Annotated in this window: 16 protein-coding genes; 7 read left to right on the top strand and 9 right to left on the bottom strand. The window is 71.9% G+C overall.

All coding sequences use genetic code 11. From position 1 onward, the window contains the following. Window positions 1–114: 114 nt before the first annotated feature. From leuS to panD, 3 genes are all read right to left on the bottom strand, one after another. Window positions 115–3,075 (bottom strand): leucine--tRNA ligase, encoded by a 2,961-nt coding sequence (gene leuS, locus ACHUEU_RS10340; RefSeq protein ID WP_394216036.1) that lies wholly within the window; start codon window positions 3,073–3,075, stop codon window positions 115–117. Window positions 3,076–3,351: 276 nt separating this feature from the next. Beyond that, window positions 3,352–4,278 carry an AEC family transporter gene (locus tag ACHUEU_RS10335; protein WP_394216034.1) on the bottom strand — a complete coding sequence of 309 codons (927 nt, stop codon included), beginning with the start codon at window positions 4,276–4,278 and terminating at the stop codon, window positions 3,352–3,354. A 137-nt stretch (window positions 4,279–4,415) separates the two neighbouring features. Continuing rightward, complete coding sequence (gene panD, locus ACHUEU_RS10330) at window positions 4,416–4,841, bottom strand: aspartate 1-decarboxylase (RefSeq protein WP_394216032.1); 426 nt, start codon at window positions 4,839–4,841, stop codon at window positions 4,416–4,418. 68 nt (window positions 4,842–4,909) lie between these two features. On the opposite strand from panD, the gene ACHUEU_RS10325 reads away from it, so the two are divergent. Both ACHUEU_RS10325 and ACHUEU_RS10320 read left to right on the top strand, forming a co-directional pair. Then, complete coding sequence (locus ACHUEU_RS10325; RefSeq protein ID WP_394216030.1) at window positions 4,910–6,508, top strand: DEAD/DEAH box helicase; 1,599 nt, start codon at window positions 4,910–4,912, stop codon at window positions 6,506–6,508. Window positions 6,509–6,561: 53 nt separating this feature from the next. Further along, a complete protein-coding gene (locus ACHUEU_RS10320; RefSeq protein ID WP_394216028.1) occupies window positions 6,562–7,956 on the top strand; it encodes an L-serine ammonia-lyase in 1,395 nt (464 codons plus the stop codon). Between the two features lie 7 nt (window positions 7,957–7,963). Here ACHUEU_RS10320 and ACHUEU_RS10315 read toward each other — a convergent pair whose 3' ends face one another. Further along, window positions 7,964–9,109 carry an AMP-binding enzyme gene (locus tag ACHUEU_RS10315; protein ID WP_394216026.1) on the bottom strand — a complete coding sequence of 382 codons (1,146 nt, stop codon included), beginning with the start codon at window positions 9,107–9,109 and terminating at the stop codon, window positions 7,964–7,966. Continuing rightward, entirely contained in the window at window positions 9,106–10,212 is a 1,107-nt protein-coding gene (locus tag ACHUEU_RS10310; protein ID WP_394216024.1) for an NADH:flavin oxidoreductase/NADH oxidase, read from the bottom strand. The genes ACHUEU_RS10315 and ACHUEU_RS10310 overlap by 4 nt, the downstream gene beginning before the upstream one ends. Window positions 10,213–10,431: 219 nt before the next feature. Between ACHUEU_RS10310 and acs the strand changes: the two genes are divergently transcribed. Then, window positions 10,432–12,411, top strand: a complete 1,980-nt coding sequence (acs, locus tag ACHUEU_RS10305) for an acetate--CoA ligase (protein ID WP_394216022.1) — start codon at window positions 10,432–10,434, stop codon at window positions 12,409–12,411. Window positions 12,412–12,512: 101 nt separating this feature from the next. Here acs and ACHUEU_RS10300 read toward each other — a convergent pair whose 3' ends face one another. The 3 genes from ACHUEU_RS10300 to ACHUEU_RS10290 are packed head-to-tail and all read right to left on the bottom strand — an operon-like array spanning window position 12,513 to window position 15,453. Next, a complete protein-coding gene (locus ACHUEU_RS10300; protein ID WP_394216020.1) occupies window positions 12,513–13,481 on the bottom strand; it encodes a DUF4097 family beta strand repeat-containing protein in 969 nt (322 codons plus the stop codon). After that, window positions 13,481–14,134 carry a response regulator gene (locus ACHUEU_RS10295; protein WP_394216018.1) on the bottom strand — a complete coding sequence of 218 codons (654 nt, stop codon included), beginning with the start codon at window positions 14,132–14,134 and terminating at the stop codon, window positions 13,481–13,483. Before ACHUEU_RS10295 ends, ACHUEU_RS10300 begins: the two co-directional genes overlap by 1 nt. Further along, entirely contained in the window at window positions 14,131–15,453 is a 1,323-nt protein-coding gene (locus ACHUEU_RS10290) for a sensor histidine kinase (protein ID WP_394216016.1), read from the bottom strand. The genes ACHUEU_RS10295 and ACHUEU_RS10290 overlap by 4 nt, the downstream gene beginning before the upstream one ends. Before the next feature lie 148 nt (window positions 15,454–15,601). Between ACHUEU_RS10290 and ACHUEU_RS10285 the strand changes: the two genes are divergently transcribed. The 4 genes from ACHUEU_RS10285 to rlmB all read left to right on the top strand — a co-directional run bounded on the left by ACHUEU_RS10285 (window position 15,602) and on the right by rlmB (window position 19,808). Then, entirely contained in the window at window positions 15,602–16,723 is a 1,122-nt protein-coding gene (locus ACHUEU_RS10285) for a LacI family DNA-binding transcriptional regulator (protein WP_394216014.1), read from the top strand. Window positions 16,724–16,784: 61 nt separating this feature from the next. Next, window positions 16,785–17,267: a phage holin family protein gene (locus tag ACHUEU_RS10280; RefSeq protein ID WP_394216012.1), complete on the top strand. Its 483-nt coding sequence runs from the start codon at window positions 16,785–16,787 to the stop codon at window positions 17,265–17,267. Window positions 17,268–17,378: 111 nt separating this feature from the next. Beyond that, window positions 17,379–18,824 (top strand): cysteine--tRNA ligase, encoded by a 1,446-nt coding sequence (cysS, locus tag ACHUEU_RS10275; RefSeq protein WP_394216010.1) that lies wholly within the window; start codon window positions 17,379–17,381, stop codon window positions 18,822–18,824. Between the two features lie 21 nt (window positions 18,825–18,845). Next, window positions 18,846–19,808, top strand: coding sequence for a 23S rRNA (guanosine(2251)-2'-O)-methyltransferase RlmB (rlmB, locus tag ACHUEU_RS10270; RefSeq protein ID WP_394216008.1), 963 nt, complete (start codon window positions 18,846–18,848; stop codon window positions 19,806–19,808). 97 nt (window positions 19,809–19,905) lie between these two features. Here rlmB and yczE read toward each other — a convergent pair whose 3' ends face one another. After that, window positions 19,906–20,634: a membrane protein YczE gene (gene yczE / locus ACHUEU_RS10265; protein WP_394216006.1), complete on the bottom strand. Its 729-nt coding sequence runs from the start codon at window positions 20,632–20,634 to the stop codon at window positions 19,906–19,908. Window positions 20,635–20,652: the final 18 nt, after the last annotated feature.

Here is a 20,652-nt window from a genome sequence, read left to right as displayed (position 1 = left end):
CAGCAGACCCCAGGCGCCCGTCGGCACCTGCTGGCGGTGCCCGGACGGCACGCGGCCCCGGAGCTCGACGGAGCCTCCGGGGCCGCGGCGACCGCGCACGCGGTCAGACCGTGGTCACACCACGATGTTGACGATCTTCGGGGCCCGGATGATCAGCTTCCGGACGGTCTGACCCTCCAACAGCTCCTGGACCCGTGCCTCGGCCATCACGGCCGCCTCCAGCTCGGCCTCCGAGATCTCCGGGTCGACCTCGATGCGGTGGCGCACCTTGCCCTTGACCTGGATGACGCAGGTGACGCGCTCGGCCTTGAGCAGCTCCGGATCCGCGATCGGATAGGCGACGCGGGCGATGCTCCCGGAGTGCCCCAGTCGCGTCCACAGCTCCTCGGCCAGGTGCGGCGCGAACGGGGCGACCATCAGCACCAGCGGTTCGACCGCCTCCCGGGGCGTGGATCCGGTCGCGATCAGCTGCTTGGTCAGCTGGTTCACCAGCTCGATGAGCTTCGCGATCGCGGTGTTGAAGTGCATCCGCTCCATATCGCGGGCGACGCCGTCGATGGCGCGGTGCGTCGCCTGCATCGTGGCGCGATCCGCAGGCTCCTCGGAGAGGGTCAGGCGACCGGTCTCCTCATCGACCACCAGGCGCCACAGCCGCTGCAGGAAGCGCTGGGAACCGACCACGGCCCGGGTCTCCCACGGCCGGGACAGATCCAGCGGGCCCATCGACATCTCGTACACGCGCAGCGTGTCCGCGCCGTACTCCTCGTACATGTCGTCGGGGGCCACCGCGTTCTTCAGCGACTTGCCCATCTTCCCGTACTCCTGGGTGACGCTCTCGCCCTGGTAGGTGAAGGTGCCGTCGGCCTCGGCCACGACCTCCTGGGCCGGGACGTGCACGCCGCGGGCATCGGTGTAGGCGAAAGCCTGGATGTAGCCCTGGTTGAACAGGCGGTGGAACGGCTCCTGGCTGGAGACGTCCCCGCGGTCGAACAGCACCTTGTGCCAGAAGCGGGCGTACAGCAGGTGCAGCACCGCGTGCTCCGCCCCGCCGACGTACAGGTCGACCCCGCCCACGCCGCCGTCCTCACGGGCGCCCAGCCAGTACTTCTCGTTCTCGGGGCGCACCAGGACCTCGTCCTCGGTGGGGTCGATGTAGCGCAGGTGGTACCAGGAGGATCCCGCCCACTGCGGCATCGAGTTCGTCTCGCGCAGATAGCGCTTGGGGCCCTCGCCCAGATCCAGCTCGACCTCGGCCCAGTCCGTCGCGCGCGACAGCGGGGTCTGCGGCTCGGTGTCCGCATCCAGCGGATCGAAGGTCGTGGGGGAGAAGTCCGCGACCTCCGGCAGATCCACGGGCAGCATCGAGTCCGGCAGCGGGATCGGCACCTCGGGCGCGTCCGGGTCGTAGACGATGGGGAAGGGCTCGCCCCAGTAGCGCTGGCGGGAGAACAGCCAGTCGCGCAGGCGGAAGGTGGTGCGGGCGCGGCCGAAGCCCTGCTGCTCGGCGTACGCGGTGGCCCGCTGCTTCGCCTCCTCCTGGTCCAGGCCGTTCAGGTCCAGGCCGGCGCTGGCGGAGTTGATCTTCTCGCCCTCGCCGGTCCAGGCGCCGCCGGCGAAATCGGCGGGCGGGCGCACGGTGCGGATCACCGGCAGGTCGAAGCGGGCGGCGAACTCGAAGTCCCGCTCGTCCTCGGCCGGCACGGCCATGATCGCCCCGGTGCCGTACCCGGTGAGCACGTAGTCCGCGGTGAACACGGGCAGCTCGCGGCCGTCCATGGGGTTGGTCGCGAACAGCCCCGTGAACACCCCGGTCTTCTCGCGGTCCTCCGCTGTGCGCTCGTCCTCGTCCATCGAGGCCGCTCGGTCCTGATAGGCCCTGACCGCGGTGCGAGGACCGTCCGCGCCACCGGTCCAGGCGTCCTTGGTGCCCCTCGGCCACCGGGCGGGCAGTGCCGCCGGCTCGGTCAGCAGCGCGTGCTCGGGCGAGAGCACGCAGAAGGTCGCACCGAACAGGGTGTCAGCGCGGGTGGTGAACACGTCGAAGCTCGCCTCCGCCCCGTCCGCCAGGCCGGAGGCGGGGAAGGTCACCTGAGCGCCGTGGCTGCGACCGATCCAGTTCCGCTGCATCGCTCGGATCGACTCCGGCCAGTCCACCCGGTCCAGATCCTCGAGCAGGCGGTCCGCGTAGGCGGTGATGCGCATGTTCCACTGCCGCAGCCGCCGCCTGAACACCGGGAAGTTCCCGCGCTCGGACCGGCCCTCGGGGGTGACCTCCTCGTTGGCCAGCACGGTGCCCAGGCCCGGGCACCAGTTCACCGGGGTCTCGGAGATGTAGGTCAGGCGGAAGGCGTCCGCCAGCTGCGCGATCTCGTCGGCGGGGGCCGCGGGAACCTCGGCGGCGCTGCGATCGGTCCACGCGGCGGGCAGCTCGATGCCCTGCCGGTCGGCGAGGACGAAAGGATCGACGGTGCCCGCTCGCAGTGCGTCCCGCAGCTCGGCGATCGGGCGCGCGCGGCCCGCGTCGCCGTCGGCGTTCGGTGCCTCGGGGTCGTACCAGGAGTCGAAGATGCGCAGGAAGATCCACTGCGTCCACTTCACGAACTCGGGATCCGTGGTGGAGAGGCTCCGGCGCGGGTCGTGCGACAGTCCCAGCCGATGCAGCTGGCGGCGCATGGTGGCGATGTTCGACTCGGTGGTGGTGCGCGGATGGGTCCCGGTCTGGACGGCGTACTGCTCGGCCGGCAGTCCGAAGGCGTCGTAGCCCATCGTGTACAGCACGTTCTTGCCCAGCATGCGCTGGTGGCGGGCCACCACATCGGTCGCGATGTAGCCCAGCGGATGCCCCACATGGAGCCCCGCCCCCGAGGGGTAGGGGAACATGTCCATGATGTACATCTTCTCGGCGGCCGCGCCGCCCGAGGTGGCTGCGGCCTCCTCGAGCGACTCGGCCGAGCCCCGCAGCGCGCCGACGGGGTTGTCGGCGTGGAAGGTGCCGTCCTCGTCCCAGCGCTGCTGCCAGCGGCGCTCGATCTCGTCCGCCACGGCGGCGGTGTATCGGTGCGGGGCCTCGCTCATGGGTGAATCGTCCTCCGAAGGATCAGTGCGGCAGATGCCGCCAGGCGTCTCGTGACATGAAAAAACCCTCGCGCAGGCGAGGGGAGCCGCATCGGTGCCTCACGTGCGCACCAATCACGCTCTCAGGAGCGCGGGGTGGGCGCGGGCCTTGTCCGACGCGGCTGCGTAAGCAGGAGCCGTCGAGTCACCCGGCCATCCTACCGCGCCGCGGACGGTGCCCCCGGATCGGGCCCGGACGCCGGGATCCCGCACACCGCGCGCCCGCGCCCCGAGCACTCAGACCCCCAGCACGGCGGAGATCAGCAGCAGCACCAGCACGGTGCCGAGAGTGGTGATCAGCACGGTGTCGCGGGCGAGGTTCTCCGAGGCCCGGTAGCGGGCCGCCGCGACGTAGACGTTCTGCGCCGTGGGCAGGGCGGCCATCACCACGACCTCGAACAGGGAGCTGCCGCGCAGGCCCAGCAGCAGCCCCACCCCCAGCGCGATCATCGGCATCAGCAGCAGCTTCGTGCTCGAGGCGAGGGCGATCAGCCCGCGATAGCCGTCGTCCTTCGCCAGCGGTCGCGAGCCGTACAGGGACAGCCCGTAGGCGAGCAGCATCGCAGGGATCGCCATGTTCGCGAACGAGCGCACGGGCTCCAGCGCCAGGTCCGGGATGCTCACCCCCGCCACCACCAGCAGCAGGCCCACGGCGGAGGCGATGATGGTCGGGTTGGCGACGATGCTGCGCACCACGCCGCCGGCTCCGGGGGCGTCGTCCTCGGTGACCCGGTGCAGCACGAACAGGTACAGCGGCGTGTACACCGCCTGCTGGAACAGGATCACGGGCAGGGCGTGGGAGATGTCGCCCAGCACGTAGAGGGCGATGGGGAAGCCCATGTTCGCTCCGTTGACCACCGAGCCGCTGATGGCCGTCATCACCAGGTCGGGTCCGCGGCGGGCGGTGAACAGGGACACGAGGAGCAGCACGATGCCGCCGGTGGCGAGGCCCGAGATCCCGGCCACGGCCATCGGCAGCGAGAGCACCTCGCCCACATCGGACTCGAGCAGACCCACCAGCACCAGGGCCGGGGAGGCGATGAAGAAGGTGGACCGGTTCAGCACAAAGCGGCCGTGCGGTCCGAGCACACCGGTGCGGCCCACCACCCAGCCCACGCCGATCATGGACCAGACGATGAAGAACCCGGCGAGAACTCCGGTCACAGCGGTGCGGAGCAGCGGCGGGCGATCATCCGAGTGATCCTAGCCCGCCGACGGAAAGGGTCTTCCCCGGGGTCATCACCCGGACCTGCGCTCTCCGGCCGTGCGGTCTGCGGCTGCGGGGTGCGCACCCGGGGCAGTCACCGCATGCCGTGCGAGGTGCGACCGTCGATCTGGTCGACCATGCCGGGGACCGGCTCAGCGCCGTCGGCGCCCAGCGCGACGATGCGGTTGTCGCGGTCCACGTGGACCACCCGGGGGTGATGGGTGGCGATCTCGGTCTCGTCCAGCTGCCCGTACGCGATGATGATCACGAGGTCGCCGGGCGCCACCAGATGGGCCGCCGCACCGTTGATGCCGATCACGCCGGTGCCGCGCTCGCCCTCGATGACGTAGGTGACCAGGCGGTGACCGTTGGTGATGTCGACGATGGTGACCTGTTCGTTCTCGAGAAGGCCTGCGGCCTCGGTGAGAACGGGGTCGATAGTGACCGAGCCCACGTAGTGCAGGTCTGCCTGCGTGACGGTGGCCCGGTGGATCTTCGAGGACATCAGAGTGCGCAACATCGCTTCCATTATCCCACTGATGGTCGATGCTGGATGATGGGGGTGTCCGATTCGTCAGGAGGATCACCATGCCCAAGGCCCGTCGCCGCTCAGCTCACCGCTCCGAGCGGTTCGAGGACATGGCGCTGCCCGATGAGCTGCTGGGAGTCCTCGCCGGTCAGGGGCTCGAGCGCGCATTCGAGATCCAGTCGGCGATCCTGCCCGATGCCCTCGCCGGGCGCGATGTGCTGGCACGGGCCGAGACCGGTTCCGGCAAGACGCTGGCGTTCACCCTGGCGATGACCGCCCGCTTCCGCGGCAGGAAGGTCCACAAGCGTCGACCCCTGGGCGTGGTGCTGGTCCCCACGCGCGAGCTCGCCGTGCAGGTCGTGGACACCATCCACCCCTTCGCCCGGGCCGTGGGCACCTCCGCGCAACTGGTCTCCGGCGGGATGAACATCGAGAAGCAGGCCGACGCCGTGGCCCGCGGGGTCGGGATCGTGGTCGCCACCCCGGGCCGCCTCATCGACCTCGCCGAGCGGGGAGCCCTCCAGCTGGACCTGGTGGAGACGACCGTCATCGACGAGGCCGACCACATGGCCGATCTCGGGTTCCTCCCCGACGTGCGGGACATCCTCGCCGCGATCCCGATGGGCACCCAGAAGATGCTCTTCTCCGCGACCCTGGACGGGCAGGTCGAGGGAATCGTGGACGCCTTCCTGGTCGATCCGGTCACGCACGAGACCACACCGGTCACCGCCGCCGTGAAGACCATGGACCACCACGTGCTCGCGATCGCCCCCGAGGCCAAGCGGACGGTCACCGCCCAGCTCGGGGCCCGCCAGGGCCGCACCCTCATGTTCACCCGCACCCAGCTGGGGGCCGAGCGCGTGGCGCAGGAGCTCATCGAGGTGGGCGTCCCCGCCGCGGCGCTGCACGGCAACAAGCAGCAGGGCCTGCGCACCAACGTGCTGGCCGGGTTCCGCGAGGGTGCTTTCCCGGTGCTGGTCGCGACCGACGTCGCCGCTCGGGGTCTGCACATCGACGACATCTCCATGGTGGTCCACGTCGATCCCTCCGACGACGTCAAGGAGTACGTGCACCGCTCCGGCCGCACCGCCCGCGCCGGTGCGGCCGGCAGCGTGGTCACGCTCGCACTGCCCCACCAGCTGCGCTCCTCACGACGCCTCCTCGCTGAGGCGGAGGTCGAGCCCCGCTGGGTCGAGGACGTCTCCTCCGCCGCGCATCCGGCGCTCGCCGAGCTCGGAGGTCGTGCCCCGCTCGGGGAGCCGGCTGCGGATCCGGCCGCCGTGAAGTACAAGGGCGCACCCCGCAAGCTCGACCTCACCAAGACCCGCGGTGCCGACGCGCGCAAGGCGGACGAGCGCCGCGCGAACGAGGAGCGGCGCGCCTCCTGGGAGGAGGAGCCCGACGGCCGGGAACAGCGCGGCCGGCGTGGCGGTCCCGGTGGCGGCCGTGGCTCCGCGCCGGGTGGACGCGGCACTGCAGGGGGACGCGGTGCCGCCGGCGGCGGCCGGGGCCGAGGCGCCGCGGCGGCGGGTTCGCGGCAGGGCGGGGCGCGCTCGGGGACCGGTGGCGGGGGTCGAGGACGCTCGACGGGCACCGGGAAGGGCCGCGGTCGCCCGGGCGCGCCGTCGCGCGCCCCGCGCCGCCGGGGCGGACGATGAGGAGACGAGCGGTCGCGCACTGACGAGCGGCCGGGACGCCGAGGAGGCACGCGATGAGCATCAGCACGTTCGACATGTTCAAGATCGGCATCGGACCGTCGAGCTCGCACACCGTGGGACCGATGCGCGCTGCGGCGATGTTCGCCCGGGAGGTGCTCGAGGACCCCGAGCTCGGATCGCGCGTCGCGGACGTCGCGGTCCATCTGTACGGCTCGCTGGCGGCCACCGCCGCCGGCCACGGCACCCTGAACGCCGTGGTGATGGGGCTCGAGGGAGCGGACCCGGAGACCGTCGACCCCGTCGCCGGCCTCGAACGGGTCGCGCAGATCGAGGAGCAGGGCGGGCTGCGCCTGGACGGGACGCTCCCGATCAGCCTGCGGCCCTCCTCGATCGTGCTGCATCCGCTGACCTTCCTGCCGCAGCACTCCAACGGGATGACCTTCATCGCCCTGGACGGCAGCGGCGAGGAGCTGCTGCGGCGGCCGATGTTCTCCGTCGGCGGCGGCTTCGTGGTCGACGAGGCGGACATGGAGCGGTCGATCGCCGAGGTCGCCGCCGAGGACGAGGGCAGGACCATCTTCACCACCGGGGACGAGCTGCTGCGGGTGTGCGAGGACCGGGGCATCTCCGTCTCCGAGGCGATGCTGATGCGGGAGCGGCAGTGGCGCAGCGACGAGGAGATCCGCGAGGGTCTGCTCACCATCTGGCGCGCCATGGACGACTGCATCGAACGGGGCACCCGTACCGGCGGCATCCTTCCCGGTGGCCTCGAGGTCAAGCGTCGTGCCTCCTCCTGGTACGACTCGCTCTCGGCCGAGGACCCGGTGCGCCTGCCGATGAACGCCTTCGAGTGGGTCTCCCTCGCGGCCCTCGCGGTCAACGAGGAGAACGCGGCCGGGGGCCGTGTCGTCACCGCGCCCACGAACGGTGCGGCCGGCATCGTCCCGGCAGTGCTGTACTTCGCCACCACGTACATCGAGGGCGTGGACCCCGCCGAGATCGCGGTGCGCTTCCTGCTCACCGCCGGGGCGATCGGTTCGCTGTACAAGGAGCACGCCTCGATCTCCGGCGCCGAGGTGGGCTGCCAGGGCGAGGTCGGCTCGGCCTGCTCGATGGCGGCGGCGGCCCTGTGCGAGGCGATGGGCGGGAAGCCCGCTCAGGTGGAGAACGCCGCCGAGATCGCGATGGAGCACAATCTGGGCCTGACCTGCGACCCTGTCGGCGGGCTGGTGCAGATCCCGTGCATCGAGCGCAATGCCATGGCGGCGGTCAAGGCGATCACCGCGGCGCGCTTCGCGCTGCGCGGCACCGGCGAGCACTTCGTGTCCCTGGACACCGTCATCGAGACGATGCGCCTGACCGGCAAGGACATGAACGAGCGCTACAAGGAGACCGCGACGGGCGGGCTCGCGGTCACCGCGGTCCCGGTCAGCGTGCCGGACTGCTGAGAACCGCTCATCCCGGTCCCGTCCACCGGGTCCGCGGTCGACGAAGACGCACTTCGCGCGGCACCGAGGCCGGGCCCAGACGGTCCCGCACCATCGCCTGCAGCGCCTCCGGAGTGGGGAGCGAGCGGCTCTCGAGCGCGGGCGCGAGCTCGACCTCGGCGATCGGGCGCATCCCGGTGCGCTCATCCCCGACCATCCGCAGGTGCGCCTGCGTCACGGCCGGATGGGAGCGCAGGACGCGCACCACCGCGCCCGGGTCGGGCGGCATCGTCGACATGGACGGTGCCCCCTCGGGGTCGTCGAGCACCTGCGTGATGACCCCGGCGGTGAGCGTGCCCGGAGCGGTGATCAGCTCGCGCCTGCCGGTGAAGGGGGTCCGGGCGCGGAGGAGGCCGTCGACCTCGCGCAGGTGCACCCCGTGCAGCGGCCGGCCGTCGACCGCCAGCGGTCCGGTCGCATCGCTGCCGTAGACGTCGTGGACGCGGGCCCGGAACTGGCGGGCGAGATCCGCGCGCAGGGCGGGGGAGAGGGCATCGGAGCCCGCGACCACGCGGGAGATGTGCAGCGGCTGGCCGCGATCCTGCTCCCGTTCCGCCCGCAGCAGGTCGCTCAGGTGCACGGGGATGCCGGAGAGCAGGTCCGGGGAGGCGCGATGCAGGAGCGCGACCCGCTCGGGTCCCGGCAGATGGCTGAGGTCCACCATCGGCGCGCCGATGGCGAGGGCGCCCAGGGCGACCAGCAGGCCATGACCGTGCACTCCGGGCGTGAGGCAGGCGACGCGGCGTCCCGGTGCCAGTCCGATGCGGCGGGCGAGATCGGCGAGGGTCAGGAGCTGGGCGGGGGTGAGCGGTCCCCGTCGTTGCAGGCGGGCAGCACCGGCGCCGCCGTCCGAGCGGTGCGTGAGCACGCCGTTGCCCGCCAGGACCGTGACCAGCACCTGCCGCAGCGGTGCGGTGGTCGGCAGAGCGCTGAGGGCGGTGTGCGGCCGGCGGCGGCGACGCCGGTGCAGCTGCACCAGATCGAGCAGCTCGCCCGCGTCCAGCGTCCCGTGGCTGTCCTCGAGGACGACCGTCCGCGGGCGCAGAGCGACGCGGGCGCGCAGGACGGCCGCCGCAGGGACCAGCCCTCCTCGCGGGCCGACCGGTGCGCTCACCACGAGCCCCGCCGGTAGGCCCCGGGGTACAGCGCGGCATCGCGCACCCCGAGCTCGTGCGCGGCCCGCTGGGGCCACCCCGGCTCGCGCAGCGCGGCCCGGCCCACCGCGACGAAGTCCGCGTCACCGCGGTCCAGCACCGCCTGGGCACCGGTCGGCTCGGTGATCAGGCCGACGGCGGCCACCGGCATCGTCACCGCATCACGCAGGGTGCGGGCGAAGCCGACCTGGTACTCGGGGCCGACGGCGATGTCGGCGATCACCGCGCCCCCGGTGGAGACGTGGAGGGCATCGACCCCGACCCCCTCGAGCTCCCGTGCGAGCTCGACCGACTGCTCGATGTCCCAGCCGCCGTCGATCCAGTCGGTCGCGCTGAGCCGCACGATGAGGGGACGCTCCGCCGGCCACTGCTGTCGCACCGCGGCGGCGATCTCGAGCGCGAGGCGGCGACGTCCCGGACCGTCGCCGCCGTAGTCGTCGGTGCGGGTGTTCACCAGCGGGGAGAGGAACTCGTGGACCAGGTATCCGTGGGCGAAGTGCAGCTCGACCGCATCGAAGCCGGCCTCCTCGGCCCGCCGCGTCGCGTCGACGAAGTCCTCGACCACACCGGCGATGTCCGCAGGGCTCAGGGCATCGGGCGCGTCGAGCCCCGGGTACGGGTCCGAGGTCGGACCGACGGCGCGCCAGCCGGCGGCGAACTCCGGCACCGTGCCGCGCCGTCCGCGGAACCGGGGCAGCGCCGGCCAGGTCGAGGCCTTGCGGCCGGCATGGGCGAGCTGGACGGCGATCTTCGCGCCCTGGTCCTGGCAGAACCCGGTGATGCGGCGCCAGGCGGCGACCTGGTCGTGGTTCCACAGCCCGGTGTCCTGCGGGCTGATCCGTCCCTCGGCGGTGACGGCGGTGGCCTCGGTGACGATCAGGCCGAAGCCGCCGGTGGCCCGCGCGCCCAGGTGCACCAGATGCCAGTCGGTGGGGATCCCGTCCTGCTCCTCCACCATGTACTGGCACATCGGGGCGAGCCAGATGCGGTTGCGGATCTCGAGCGTGCCCAGACGTGCCGGGGCCAGGAGGGCACGCGGGGCGTCTGTGGGATCGGGGACCATGGTCCCCTACGGTAACCGCCTCCACCGGCTCCCGCCTGCACGTCCCCCGGTGGGGCCCCGGTGGCCGAGGATGTCCGGGTGGGCCCGGGACGGGCACGCCGAGCGCCTGCCCCGCGGTGACCACGGAGTGTGCCGGGGACGCGTGACGTGCATCTCTTGCGATACGGTGTCCGCGTCCATCCGCCCCGGGGAGCCGGGGCCCGCGAAGCAGGAGTACTGATGTCCGACGACGCCGCCACCGGGATCGAGAACCTCTCCCAGGAGACCCGCACCTTCTCTCCCCCCACCGAGTTCGTCCAGAACGCGGTGGCCCGTCCCGCGATCTACGAGGAGGCCGAGCGGGATCAGCTCGCGTTCTGGCGCTCACGGGCGAGCCTGCTGAGCTGGGAGACGCCCTTCACCGAGACCCTCGACTGGTCGACTCCGCCTTTCGCCCGCTGGTTCGCCGACGGCACCCTGAACGTCGCCTACAACTGCGTGGACCGCCACGTCGAGTCCGGCCACGGTCAGCAGGTCGCTCTGCTGGCTGAGTACGAGGACGGCTCCGACGCCACCTTCACCTACGCCGACGTGAAGGACGAGATCTCGAAGCTGGCGAACGTCCTCGCCGATCTCGGGGTGAAGACCGGCGACCGGGTCGCGATCTACATGCCGATGATCCCCGAGGCGGTGTTCGCGATGCTGGCCTGTGCCCGTATCGGTGCCCCCCACTCGGTGGTGTTCGGCGGGTTCAGCGCCGAGGCGCTGCGCTCCCGCATCGAGGACGCCGAGGCGCGCGTGGTCATCACCGCCGACGGGCAGAACCGGCGCGGCAAGCAGCTGCCGCTCAAGCCCGCGGTCGACGAGGCGCTCGCCGGTGGCGCAGCCAGCGTCGAGAAGGTGCTGGTGGTGCGCCGCACCGGTGGCGACGTCGAGTGGACCGAGGGCCGCGACGTGTGGTGGCACGAGGCGCGCGAGAGCGCCTCGGCCGAGCACGCCCCGGTGGCGGTGGAGGCGGAGCACCCGCTGTTCATCCTGTACACCTCGGGGACCACCGGCAAGCCCAAGGGCATCGTCCACACCACCGGCGGGTACCTCACCCAGGCCGCGTACACCCATCGCAACGTCTTCGACCTCAAGCCGTCCTCGGACGTCTTCTGGTGCACCGCGGATGTCGGCTGGGTCACCGGTCATACCTACGTGGTCTACGGACCCATGGCCAACCGCTCCACCCAGGTCATCTACGAGGGCACCCCGGACTTTCCGCACCAGGGCCGCTGGTGGGAGATCATCGAGAAGCACAAGGTCTCGCTGTTCTACTCCTCGCCCACGGCGATCCGCTCCGCGATGAAGTGGGGCGAGGACATCCCCGCCAAGTACGACCTGTCCTCGCTGCGCCTGCTGGGCAGCGTCGGTGAGGCGATCAACCCCGAGGCATGGATGTGGTACCGCCGCGTCATCGGCGGCGATCGCTGCCCCATCGTGGACACCTGGTGGCAGACCGAGACCGGGGCGATCATGATCTCCCCGCTGCCGGGCATCACCGACACCAAACCGGGCTCCGCGCAGGTCGCACTGCCCGGCATCAGCGCGGATGTGGTCAACGACGCGGGAGAGTCGGTCGCGAACGGCGAGGGCGGCTATCTGGTGCTGGACAAGCCGTGGCCGGGCATGCTGCGCGGCATCTGGGGAGACCCGGAGCGGTTCCAGGAGACCTACTGGTCGCGCTTCGAGGGCCTGTACTTCGCCGGTGACGGTGCCAAGCGTGACGACGACGGCGACATCTGGCTGCTCGGTCGCGTGGACGACGTCATGAACGTCTCCGGGCACCGCCTGTCGACCATGGAGATCGAGTCCGCGCTGGTCAGCCACGACTGGGTCGCCGAGGCCGCCGTGGTCGGGGCGAACGACGAGACCACCGGACAGTCGCCGGTCGCCTTCGTGATCCTGCGCGGTGGGAACGACGAGGAGCTGGCCGCAGCCGGCGGCGACGAGAAGATCTCCGAGCTGCTGCGCGCCCATGTGGGCAAGGAGATCGGCCCGATCGCCAAGCCGAAGAAGGTTCTCCTGGTCACCGAGCTGCCCAAGACCCGGTCCGGGAAGATCATGCGGCGGCTGCTACGGGATGTCGCCGAGAACCGTCAGGTGGGCGATACCCAGACGCTCGCCGACGCCTCGGTGATGGATCTGATCCAGCAGGGGCTGAGCGGCAAGAGCTGAGCCGGACGTCGTGGGCAGGCCCCGCGGCGTGACAGGGGGGCGGGCGCTGCGGTCATCGATCGGGGCGCCCGCCCCTCCGCGGTGCGCCCCGGAACGGCGCCTCAGCGGGTGATGGTGATGGTCCCGAGCTCGGAGTCCACGGTGAGGGTGCCGACCGCCTCGCCGGCGCCATCGAGCAGGCCCGGTGCCGTGTGCACCTCGCCGAGCTCGGACTCGGCCCGGATCTGCCAATGTGCGGTGCCCGGCACCGCGACCTCGACATCGCCGAGATCGGTGGTGATGGAGACCTGGCCGCCGGCATCCGTGGGCAGCAGCAGGTCGACGTCGCCGACCGCGGCGGCGAGCTCGACGGGGGCGGGGGAGCCGAGCTCGAGGTCGATGTTCCCGACCTCCGTGGTCGCGCTCACGCCATCGGGGGCCGAGAGCGGTCCCAGGCGGAGGTCGCCCGCGGTGCTGTGGGCGTCCAGCGACGTGAGATCCCCGTCGACCAGCACGTCACCGACATCGGTGTGCACGGCGAGCGCGAGCTCCAGGCCGGTCGGGACGAGCAGCAGGACGTCCCGGGTCTCCTCCGACCACGGGGGGCTGAAGGAGCGGGTGGGCTGACGCACCTGAACCGCCGTCCGGTCGGCACCCGCGGTCTGCGTGACCCGGGCCGGGACCTGGGCGTCGGCGGTCGGGAGCGTCGTCACACCCGGTGCGACCAGGGCCAGGGTCAGCTCATCGACGTCGCTCGACGGCAGGACGCGCACGGTGCCGGTGCCGGAGGTCAGGGTCAATGCGGCAGGGCTGCCGAGCTCGGAGATCGCAGGCACCGCGGTGAAGCCGCGACCGGCGAGCCAGGTCGCGGTCGAGAGCAGCGCGAGCCCCAGCACGACCAGGAGCATGATCCCCGCCCCGACCAGCGTGGTGGCCCGGCGCAGGCGGCGATCGCCGTCGGGCGACGGCGCCAGGCGGTGGCCGGGGATGAGCAGGGGGTCCGGTGCGGAGGGCCGGTCCGGCGCGGGGCCCGGATGCTGTCCCCTCCGCGGGTCCGCGACCGTCTGCGGTGCGGGAGGTGCGTCGGCCATCATCGCTCCTCGGATTCCAGGTAGCGCAGCACCGCCATCACCCGGCGGTTCTCCCCGTCCACCGGTGGCAGGTCGAGCTTGGTGAGGACCGAGGAGATGTGCTTCTCGACGCTGCCGGCGGAGACGAACAGGGTGTCGGCGATCGCCTGGTTGGACCGTCCCTGGGCCATCAGGGAGAGCACCTCCCGCTCGCGCGGGGTCAGGCCCTCGAGAGTCCGGCGGCGCCTCGAGCGCACGAAGATCTGCTGGACCACCTCGGGGTCCAGCCAGGTGCCGCCGGCTCCCACATCCGCCACCACCCCGAGGAAGTCCTCCACATCGGCGACGCGATCCTTGAGGACGTAGCCCAGGCCGTGCGGCGAGTCGGCGATGAGATCGGAGGCGTAGCGCTCCTCGACGTACTGCGAGAGCACCATCAGCGCCACCTCCGGATCCTGGCGACGGATCAGCATCGCGGCCCGCACGCCCTCGTCGGTGAAGGTCGGCGGCATCCGCACGTCGACCACCGCGAGGTCGGGCCGGTGACGGGAGATGGCGGAGACCAGGGCGGTGCCGTCGCCGACGGCGGCGACCACCTCGTGCCCGGCCTCGGTCAGCAGCCTTTCGAGACCTGCGCGCAGCAGCACGGCATCATCGGCGATCACGATCCTCATCGGGACCTCTCCTCGGTGGTGGGTCGGACCGGGGCACGGGCGGTGGTCGGTCCGCTGGTCAGGGGGATCTCGGCATGGAGGTCGGTGCCGGCGCCGGGCGGGCTGGACAGCTCGAGCACGCCGCCGGTGGCGCGGACCCGGTCGGTGAGCCCGGCCAGCCCGGTCGAGAGCCCGTCGCGGTGGACCCGTGCCCCGCCGCGCCCGTCGTCCCGGATCCGCACGTGCAGCACCTCCGGCCCTCGGGTGACGGTGACCTCGGCCCGCGTCGCCCCGGCGTGCTTGGCGATGTTGGTCAGCGCTTCGGCGACCACGAAGTAGGCCACGGCCTCCCGCTCCCGATCCAGCACCGGCCCCTCGGCCGTGCTCAGGTCCACCTCCAGCGCGACCGGGATCCGCGAGCGGGCGGCCAGTGCCGACAGCGCCGCGTCCAGGCCCCGATCGGTGAGCACGGCGGGGTGGATGCCGCGGGCCAGCTGGCGCAGGTCCGTCATCACGGCCTTCGCCTCCGCATGTGCGTCACCGACCAGCCGCTCGGCACGGTCGGGGTCGGTCCGGATCGCGTTCCGGGCGACCCCGAGTGTCATCGCGAGGGTGACCAGGCGCGGCTGGACGCCGTCGTGGAGGTCGCGCTCGATCCGCAGGCGCTCCTGGGTGGCGGCGTCGACGGCGCCCTGGCGGCGTTCGGCCAGCTCGGCGACCTGCTCGCGCAGATCCTCCTCCGAGCCGGAGATCAGGACGCGGGCGAGTCCCCGATCGGCCAGCGCCCCCAGGCCGAGCATCACCGCGGCCAGCAGCACGCTGACCGAGGCGAGCGCCGCGAGAGCGACTCGTGACAGCTCCCGCGACCCCAGCTCCACCGGACCGTGGATGAGGGAGAGCTCCGCGCCCTTCCAGCCGCACCACAGCAGCGCCACGAAGGCGAGGAAGAACAGGCCGGTGACCAGGATCGCCAGGTGGTGGTGCAGGATTCCGCGCCAGAAGGCCCCGGTCCCGAGCTCGTACCAGCGGTTCTGCAGCCAGCCCGCGGCACCCCGGCGACGGGAGCGGCGCTGGGCCGGCAGGATCACCCGCAGGCCGTGGATGGCGACCGCTCGACGTCGCTCGATGCGCGCGATCAGCTGCATCAGCAGCAGCCAGGGGAGCAGCAGCAGGAGACCGCTGCCCAGGGCCGGCAGCGTGCTGATCCCCGCCACGAGCAGTGCCATGCTGAGCCAGAACCAGGTGCACAGCAGCAGCCCGCCGATCGCCACCGAGGCGATCGAGGCGGGGGACAGCCGGGGTCGCGGTCGGTCCCCGGGCCCGGTGAGGGAGGCGGTCATCCCCTGACACTAGGCCCCGCGGGGTGACCTCTCCCACCGGGTCCGCCCTCCGGGGGTGTGGGGGAAATCCCCCATGCGGCGCGGAATCGTGACCCACATCGGTGGTCATTCAGCAGGCTGCGGCGGACAGATGCGGTTCAATGGGGAGATGAGCAGTGACGCCATTCCTTCCGACGATTCCCTCGATCCCGCCGTCGACGCCGGATCCTCCGCCGCTGGCGAGGACCGCGGCACCCTGCGCGACGTCGCGAACTCCCTGGGCATCTCCAGCGCGGTCGCGCTGCGTGCCCTGCGCGGCTCCGACGAGATCAAGCCCCAGATGGCACGACGGGTCAGGGAGACCGCCGAACGGCTCCGCTTCCCGCTCGAGGAGCTCAGCGCCGAGACCGAGCATCGAGGTGTCGTCGCCGTCCTGGTGAACACGATGCGCAACACCTGGATCTCCGATCTGGTCCGCGCCATCCGCATCGAGCTGGCGGCCACCGGGCGCACCGCCGTGGTGGTCCCGACCCGGCGCCGGATCCCCGAGCACCCGGTCGCCGCCGATACCGATGCGATCGAGGACCTGGTCCACCTCGGGGTCGACGGCTTCCTGATGGTCTCGGACCTGGCGGACATGGACCATGTGCTCGAATCCACCGCCGGCCGTCCCTTCGTCGGCATCGGCTGCTCGAAGAGCTTCACCGGCCGGTTCGACACCGTCCGCATCGACGACGAGGTGGGCCAGGGCCTGCTGGTCGACCATCTCGTGGGACTCGGCCACCGCGAGATCGCGCATGTCGGCGGGGTCGGTGCGGCCGTCGCCCGGGAGCGGGCGGACGCCTTCCGCGCGGCGATGGCGCGGCACGGCCTCGGCGAGCTGGCCCGGGTCGAGCCCGGCGATTTCACCGAGCAGGTCGGCCAGACCGCCGGCTCGATGCTGCTGCGCGGCAGCCAGGTCCCCACCGCCGTCACCTGTGCCAATGACGTGACCGCGGTGGGGGTGCTCTCCGCTGCCCGCGATGCCGGCCACTCCGTGCCTGAGGAGCTCGCGGTGGCCGGCTACGGCAACACCTCGCTGGCGTCCTCCGGGGTCTCCCAGCTCACCAGCGTCGACCCCAACTCCGACCGCCTCGGAGCACTCGCCGCCCAGTTCCTCGTCGAGCGCGTCTCCGGCCACGAGGGCACGACCCGTGACGTGGCCGTGGCACCCTCGATCGTGGTGCGTCGCTCCACCTCTGCGGGGCCGCGCCCCGAGTCCACCCGGCGCAAACGGGTCTCCGTCGACTGATCGTCGACGGCTCCGAGCGCCCGACCTGCGAACGATCTTCTCCCTGCGATAGGCTCCGACCATGATCAACACCACGAACGACCCGAGCACGCCGCCCACCCAGCGGTCCATCGGCGAGCTCGTCCAGTCCATCCGCGACGAGCTCCTCGGTGTCGTCCACCACGAGATCGACATCGCGAAGAAGGAGGTCACCGCCCTTGCGGTCAAGGCCGGCATCATCGCCGCCTGCGCGGCGGTGCTGCTGTTCCTCCTGCTCTCGGCCTGGGTGATGCTGCTGTTCGCGGCGGCCACCGGGCTCCAGGCGCTGGGGCTGCCCTACTGGGGGGCGTACCTGATCGTCGCGGGCGTCTTCGTCGTCATCAGCGCCGTCCTCGGTCTGGTCGCGTTCCTGGTCTCGAAGAAGCTCAAGGCGCCCGAGACCACGATCGAGACCGCGCAGTCGGCGGTCCAGGCGGTCCAGGGCAAGCGTCGTCACAATGCCGTCACCTACGACGACACCTTCGAGGAGCTCTACGGCAAGCAGGTCAGCGCCCGCACCGAGTGAGGGTCCACCGGGCCGGCAGCGGCGGCGGGGCCAGACAGGCACCGCCGAGCGACCGGTTGCTGTGCGCGCCGTGGACCGTCGGTCGACCCACCTGGCAGTACCCTGGGGCACGTGACTCTCCATCTGCACGACACCGCCACCCGCACCACCGCACCGCTGACCCCGGTGCGTGAGGGGGCGGTGTCGTTGTATGTCTGCGGTCCCACCACGCAGGGAGCCCCTCACCTGGGTCATCTTCGCACCTTCCTCGCCTTCGACGTGCTGGTGCGCTGGCTCGAGCGCAGCGGTCTGGACGTCACCCACATCCGCAACGTCACCGACATCGACGACAAGATCCTGGTGAAGTCCGCTGAGGCGGGGGACCAATGGTGGGCCTGGTCACTCCGCTTCGAGCGTGAGTTCCAGGACGTGCTGGACCGCATCGGCAACCGTCGTCCCTCCTACGAGCCGCGCGCCACCGGGCACGTGCCGGAGATGATCGAGCTGATGCAGCGGCTCGTCGAGCGCGGCCACGCCTATGCGGACGGGAACGGCTCGGTCTACTTCGACGTCGCCTCCCATCCGGACTACGGCGCGCTCACCCGCCAGTCCCTCGAGGACATGCAGGATGCCGGGGAGGAGATGGAGCCCGGAAAGCGGGACCGCCGCGACTTCGCACTGTGGAAGGCCGCCAGGCCCACGGAACCGGACACCGCCTCCTGGGACACCCCCTTCGGACGGGGCCGGCCGGGCTGGCACCTCGAGTGCTCCGCCATGAGTCGCAAGTACCTGGGCGAGACCTTCGACATCCACGCCGGCGGTCTGGATCTCCGCTTCCCGCACCACGAGAACGAGCAGGCGCAGTCCCATGCCGCCGGCTACGGCTTCGCTCGTCGTTGGATGCACTCCGGTGTGCTCACCGTGGACGGGCTGAAGATGGGCAAGAGCCTGGACAACTTCGTCACCGCTGCCCGTGCGCTCGCCGAGCACCCCACCCCGGCGGTGCGGCTCGCGCTGGTCAGCGGGCACTACCGCGCCACCGTCGAGTACAACGCGACCGCGATGGCCGAGGCGGAGACCGTCTGGGAGCGCTTCCGGGCGACCGCGGTGCGGGCCGCCCAGCGGCTCGGCACGCACTCCCTCGCCACGGTCGACGCGGATCTGGCCGCGGTGGAGCTGCCCGAGGGCTTCGTCGCCGCGATGGACGATGACCTCACCGTCCCGGAGGCGCTCGCCGTCATCCACCGTGAGCAGTCCGCGCTCAACACGTTGCTGGCCGCGGGGGGCGCTGCGGGCCCGGAGGAGATCTCCGGCTCCCTGGGGCGGCTCCGGGCGATGCTCGACGTCCTGGGGCTGGACCCGCTCGGCGTGCAGTGGGGGCAGGACGATGGCGCCGCCGAGGGCGCGCACGTGGCGCTGGATGCACTGATCGCCGCGCAGCTGGCCGCCCGGGAGGCGGCACGCGCGCAGCGGGACTGGGCCCGGGCGGATGCGCTGCGCGATGCGCTGAGCGACGCCGGGATCCGTATCGAGGATGGGGCCGACGGCGCCCGCTGGACCCTCGAGAACCGAGACTGAGCAGGACTGAGGAGACGAACGATGGCAGGCAACAGCGCGCGCCGCGGTGCGGTGCGCAAGGGCAAGAAGGGCGCGACCGTCGGTTCCGGCGGTGTGCGTCGCCGCGGGCTCGAGGGCAGGGGACCGACTCCGAAGGCCGAGGACCGTCCGAACCACAAGGCGTACAAGGGCGCCTCGTCCTCGGCAGGCACCGCTCCGCGGCGCGGGGGCAAGGGGGCGCGGAAGGCGCCCGGCAGCGACCAGGTCGCCGGCCGCAACGCCGTGCTCGAGGCGCTGCGTGAGGAGGTGCCCGCCACCCGGCTGACGGTGATGGTCCGCCTGGACTCCGACGAGCGGGTGGGCGAGATCATGCGCCTGGCCACCGCTCGTGGCCTGCCGGTCGCGGAGGCCTCGCGCACAGATCTGGACCGCATGACCGATCATGCCGTCCACCAGGGGGTGGCGCTGACCATCCCGCCGTACGAGTACGCGGAGGTCGATGAGCTGCTGCGGATCGCCGCGGACCGTTTCGAGCCACCGCTGCTGGTCGCCCTGGACGGCATCACCGACCCCCGCAATCTGGGCGCGATCCTGCGTTCGGCCGACGCTTTCGGCGTCCATGGCGTGATCCTGCCGGAGCGCCGCAGCGTCTCGATGACCGCGAGCGTGTGGAAGGTCGCCGCCGGTGCGGCCGGCCGGGTCCGCGTCGCGCAGGTCACGAATCTCAACCGGACCCTGACCTCGTTGAAGGAGAAGGGCGTGTTCGTGCTGGGCCTCGATGCCGAGGGCGACGTCACCACCCGCGGGCTCGAGCTGGGCACCCAGCCGACCGCGCTCGTCGTCGGGGCCGAGGGCAAGGGGCTGTCCCGCCTGGCCCGCGAGATCAGCGATCAGGTGGTGTCGATCCCGATGGCCGGGCCCTCCGAGTCGCTGAACGCCTCGGTCGCGGCCGCGATCGCCCTGTACGAGATCTCCGGCGTGCGCGAGGGCCAGGGCCGGGGCTGATCGACGTGCTGGCGAGGGACGAGCCGGTAGGAGAGCAGCGGGTCAGCGGGGCTGATCGACGTGCTGGCGAGGGACGAGCCGGTAGGAGAGCAGCGGGTCAGCGGAGCTGCGCGGGCCCCGGTGCCGGCTTCGACTGCGGAGCTCTCGGCGCCGCGATCTCCCGGCCGTTCACCGTGCGCACCGGGTTGGTCACGTACGGCAGGGTCAGCTGGATGATCGGCCCGAGCCCGAGCGCGTAGACCACGGTGGCGACGCCGAGCGCCCCACCCAGCAGCGTCCCGGTGATCAGGACGATCACCTCGAGCACGATGCGGATCGGCCCGACGGGCCGTGTCAGCACCCGGCCCAGCCCTGTCATCAGACCGTCGCGGGGCCCGGCCCCGAGCTGGGCGCCGATGTAGACCGCGCCGCTGATGCCGTTGAGGATCACTCCCAGGAGCATCATCGCCACGGCGAGGGGGACCCCGCGGGCCTCGGGCAGCACCAGCATGCCCAGGTCGATGCTCACCCCCACCCAGATCGCGTTCGCGATCGTCCCGATCCCGATCCGCTCGCGCAGCGGCAGGAAGAGCAGCAGCACCACGAAGCTCACGCTGATGCTGAGGGTGCCGACGGTGAGGCCGAGGCGATCGGCGAGGGCGGTGTGGAGGACGTCCCACGGTGCTCCGCCCAGGCCGGACTCGAGCAGCAGGGCGAGGGAGAATCCGAACCCGGTCAGCCCCACCATCATCTGGAGGGCTCGCAGCGGCAGCCGATCCACGCGCAGCTGGTCGCGCAGGGAGAGGTTGTCCAGGCGGGCGATCGACGGTCGAGGATCGCGGGTCATGGAATCGGTGAGCTCCTC

The organism is Brachybacterium vulturis, from assembly GCF_043641765.1.
Classification (GTDB): Bacteria; Actinomycetota; Actinomycetes; order Actinomycetales; family Dermabacteraceae; genus Brachybacterium; species Brachybacterium vulturis_A.
The sequence above is the reverse complement of the archived record's forward strand: the minus strand, read 5'-3'. Positions and strand labels throughout refer to the sequence as shown.

Bases quoted from the DNA above. Each gene is read 5' to 3' on its own strand.
- leuS (WP_394216036.1), bottom strand. From the start codon at position 3,075: ATGAGCGAGGCCCCGCACCGATACACCGCCGCCGTGGCGGACGAGATC.
- panD (WP_394216032.1), bottom strand. From the start codon at position 4,841: ATGTTGCGCACTCTGATGTCCTCGAAGATCCACCGGGCCACCGTCACG.
- ACHUEU_RS10325 (WP_394216030.1), top strand. From the start codon at position 4,910: ATGCCCAAGGCCCGTCGCCGCTCAGCTCACCGCTCCGAGCGGTTCGAG.
- ACHUEU_RS10320 (WP_394216028.1), top strand. From the start codon at position 6,562: ATGAGCATCAGCACGTTCGACATGTTCAAGATCGGCATCGGACCGTCG.
- ACHUEU_RS10310 (WP_394216024.1), bottom strand. From the start codon at position 10,212: ATGGTCCCCGATCCCACAGACGCCCCGCGTGCCCTCCTGGCCCCGGCA.
- acs (WP_394216022.1), top strand. From the start codon at position 10,432: ATGTCCGACGACGCCGCCACCGGGATCGAGAACCTCTCCCAGGAGACC.
- ACHUEU_RS10300 (WP_394216020.1), bottom strand. From the start codon at position 13,481: ATGGCCGACGCACCTCCCGCACCGCAGACGGTCGCGGACCCGCGGAGG.
- ACHUEU_RS10295 (WP_394216018.1), bottom strand. From the start codon at position 14,134: ATGAGGATCGTGATCGCCGATGATGCCGTGCTGCTGCGCGCAGGTCTC.
- ACHUEU_RS10290 (WP_394216016.1), bottom strand. From the start codon at position 15,453: ATGACCGCCTCCCTCACCGGGCCCGGGGACCGACCGCGACCCCGGCTG.
- ACHUEU_RS10285 (WP_394216014.1), top strand. From the start codon at position 15,602: ATGAGCAGTGACGCCATTCCTTCCGACGATTCCCTCGATCCCGCCGTC.
- ACHUEU_RS10280 (WP_394216012.1), top strand. From the start codon at position 16,785: ATGATCAACACCACGAACGACCCGAGCACGCCGCCCACCCAGCGGTCC.
- rlmB (WP_394216008.1), top strand. From the start codon at position 18,846: ATGGCAGGCAACAGCGCGCGCCGCGGTGCGGTGCGCAAGGGCAAGAAG.
- yczE (WP_394216006.1), bottom strand. From the start codon at position 20,634: ATGACCCGCGATCCTCGACCGTCGATCGCCCGCCTGGACAACCTCTCC.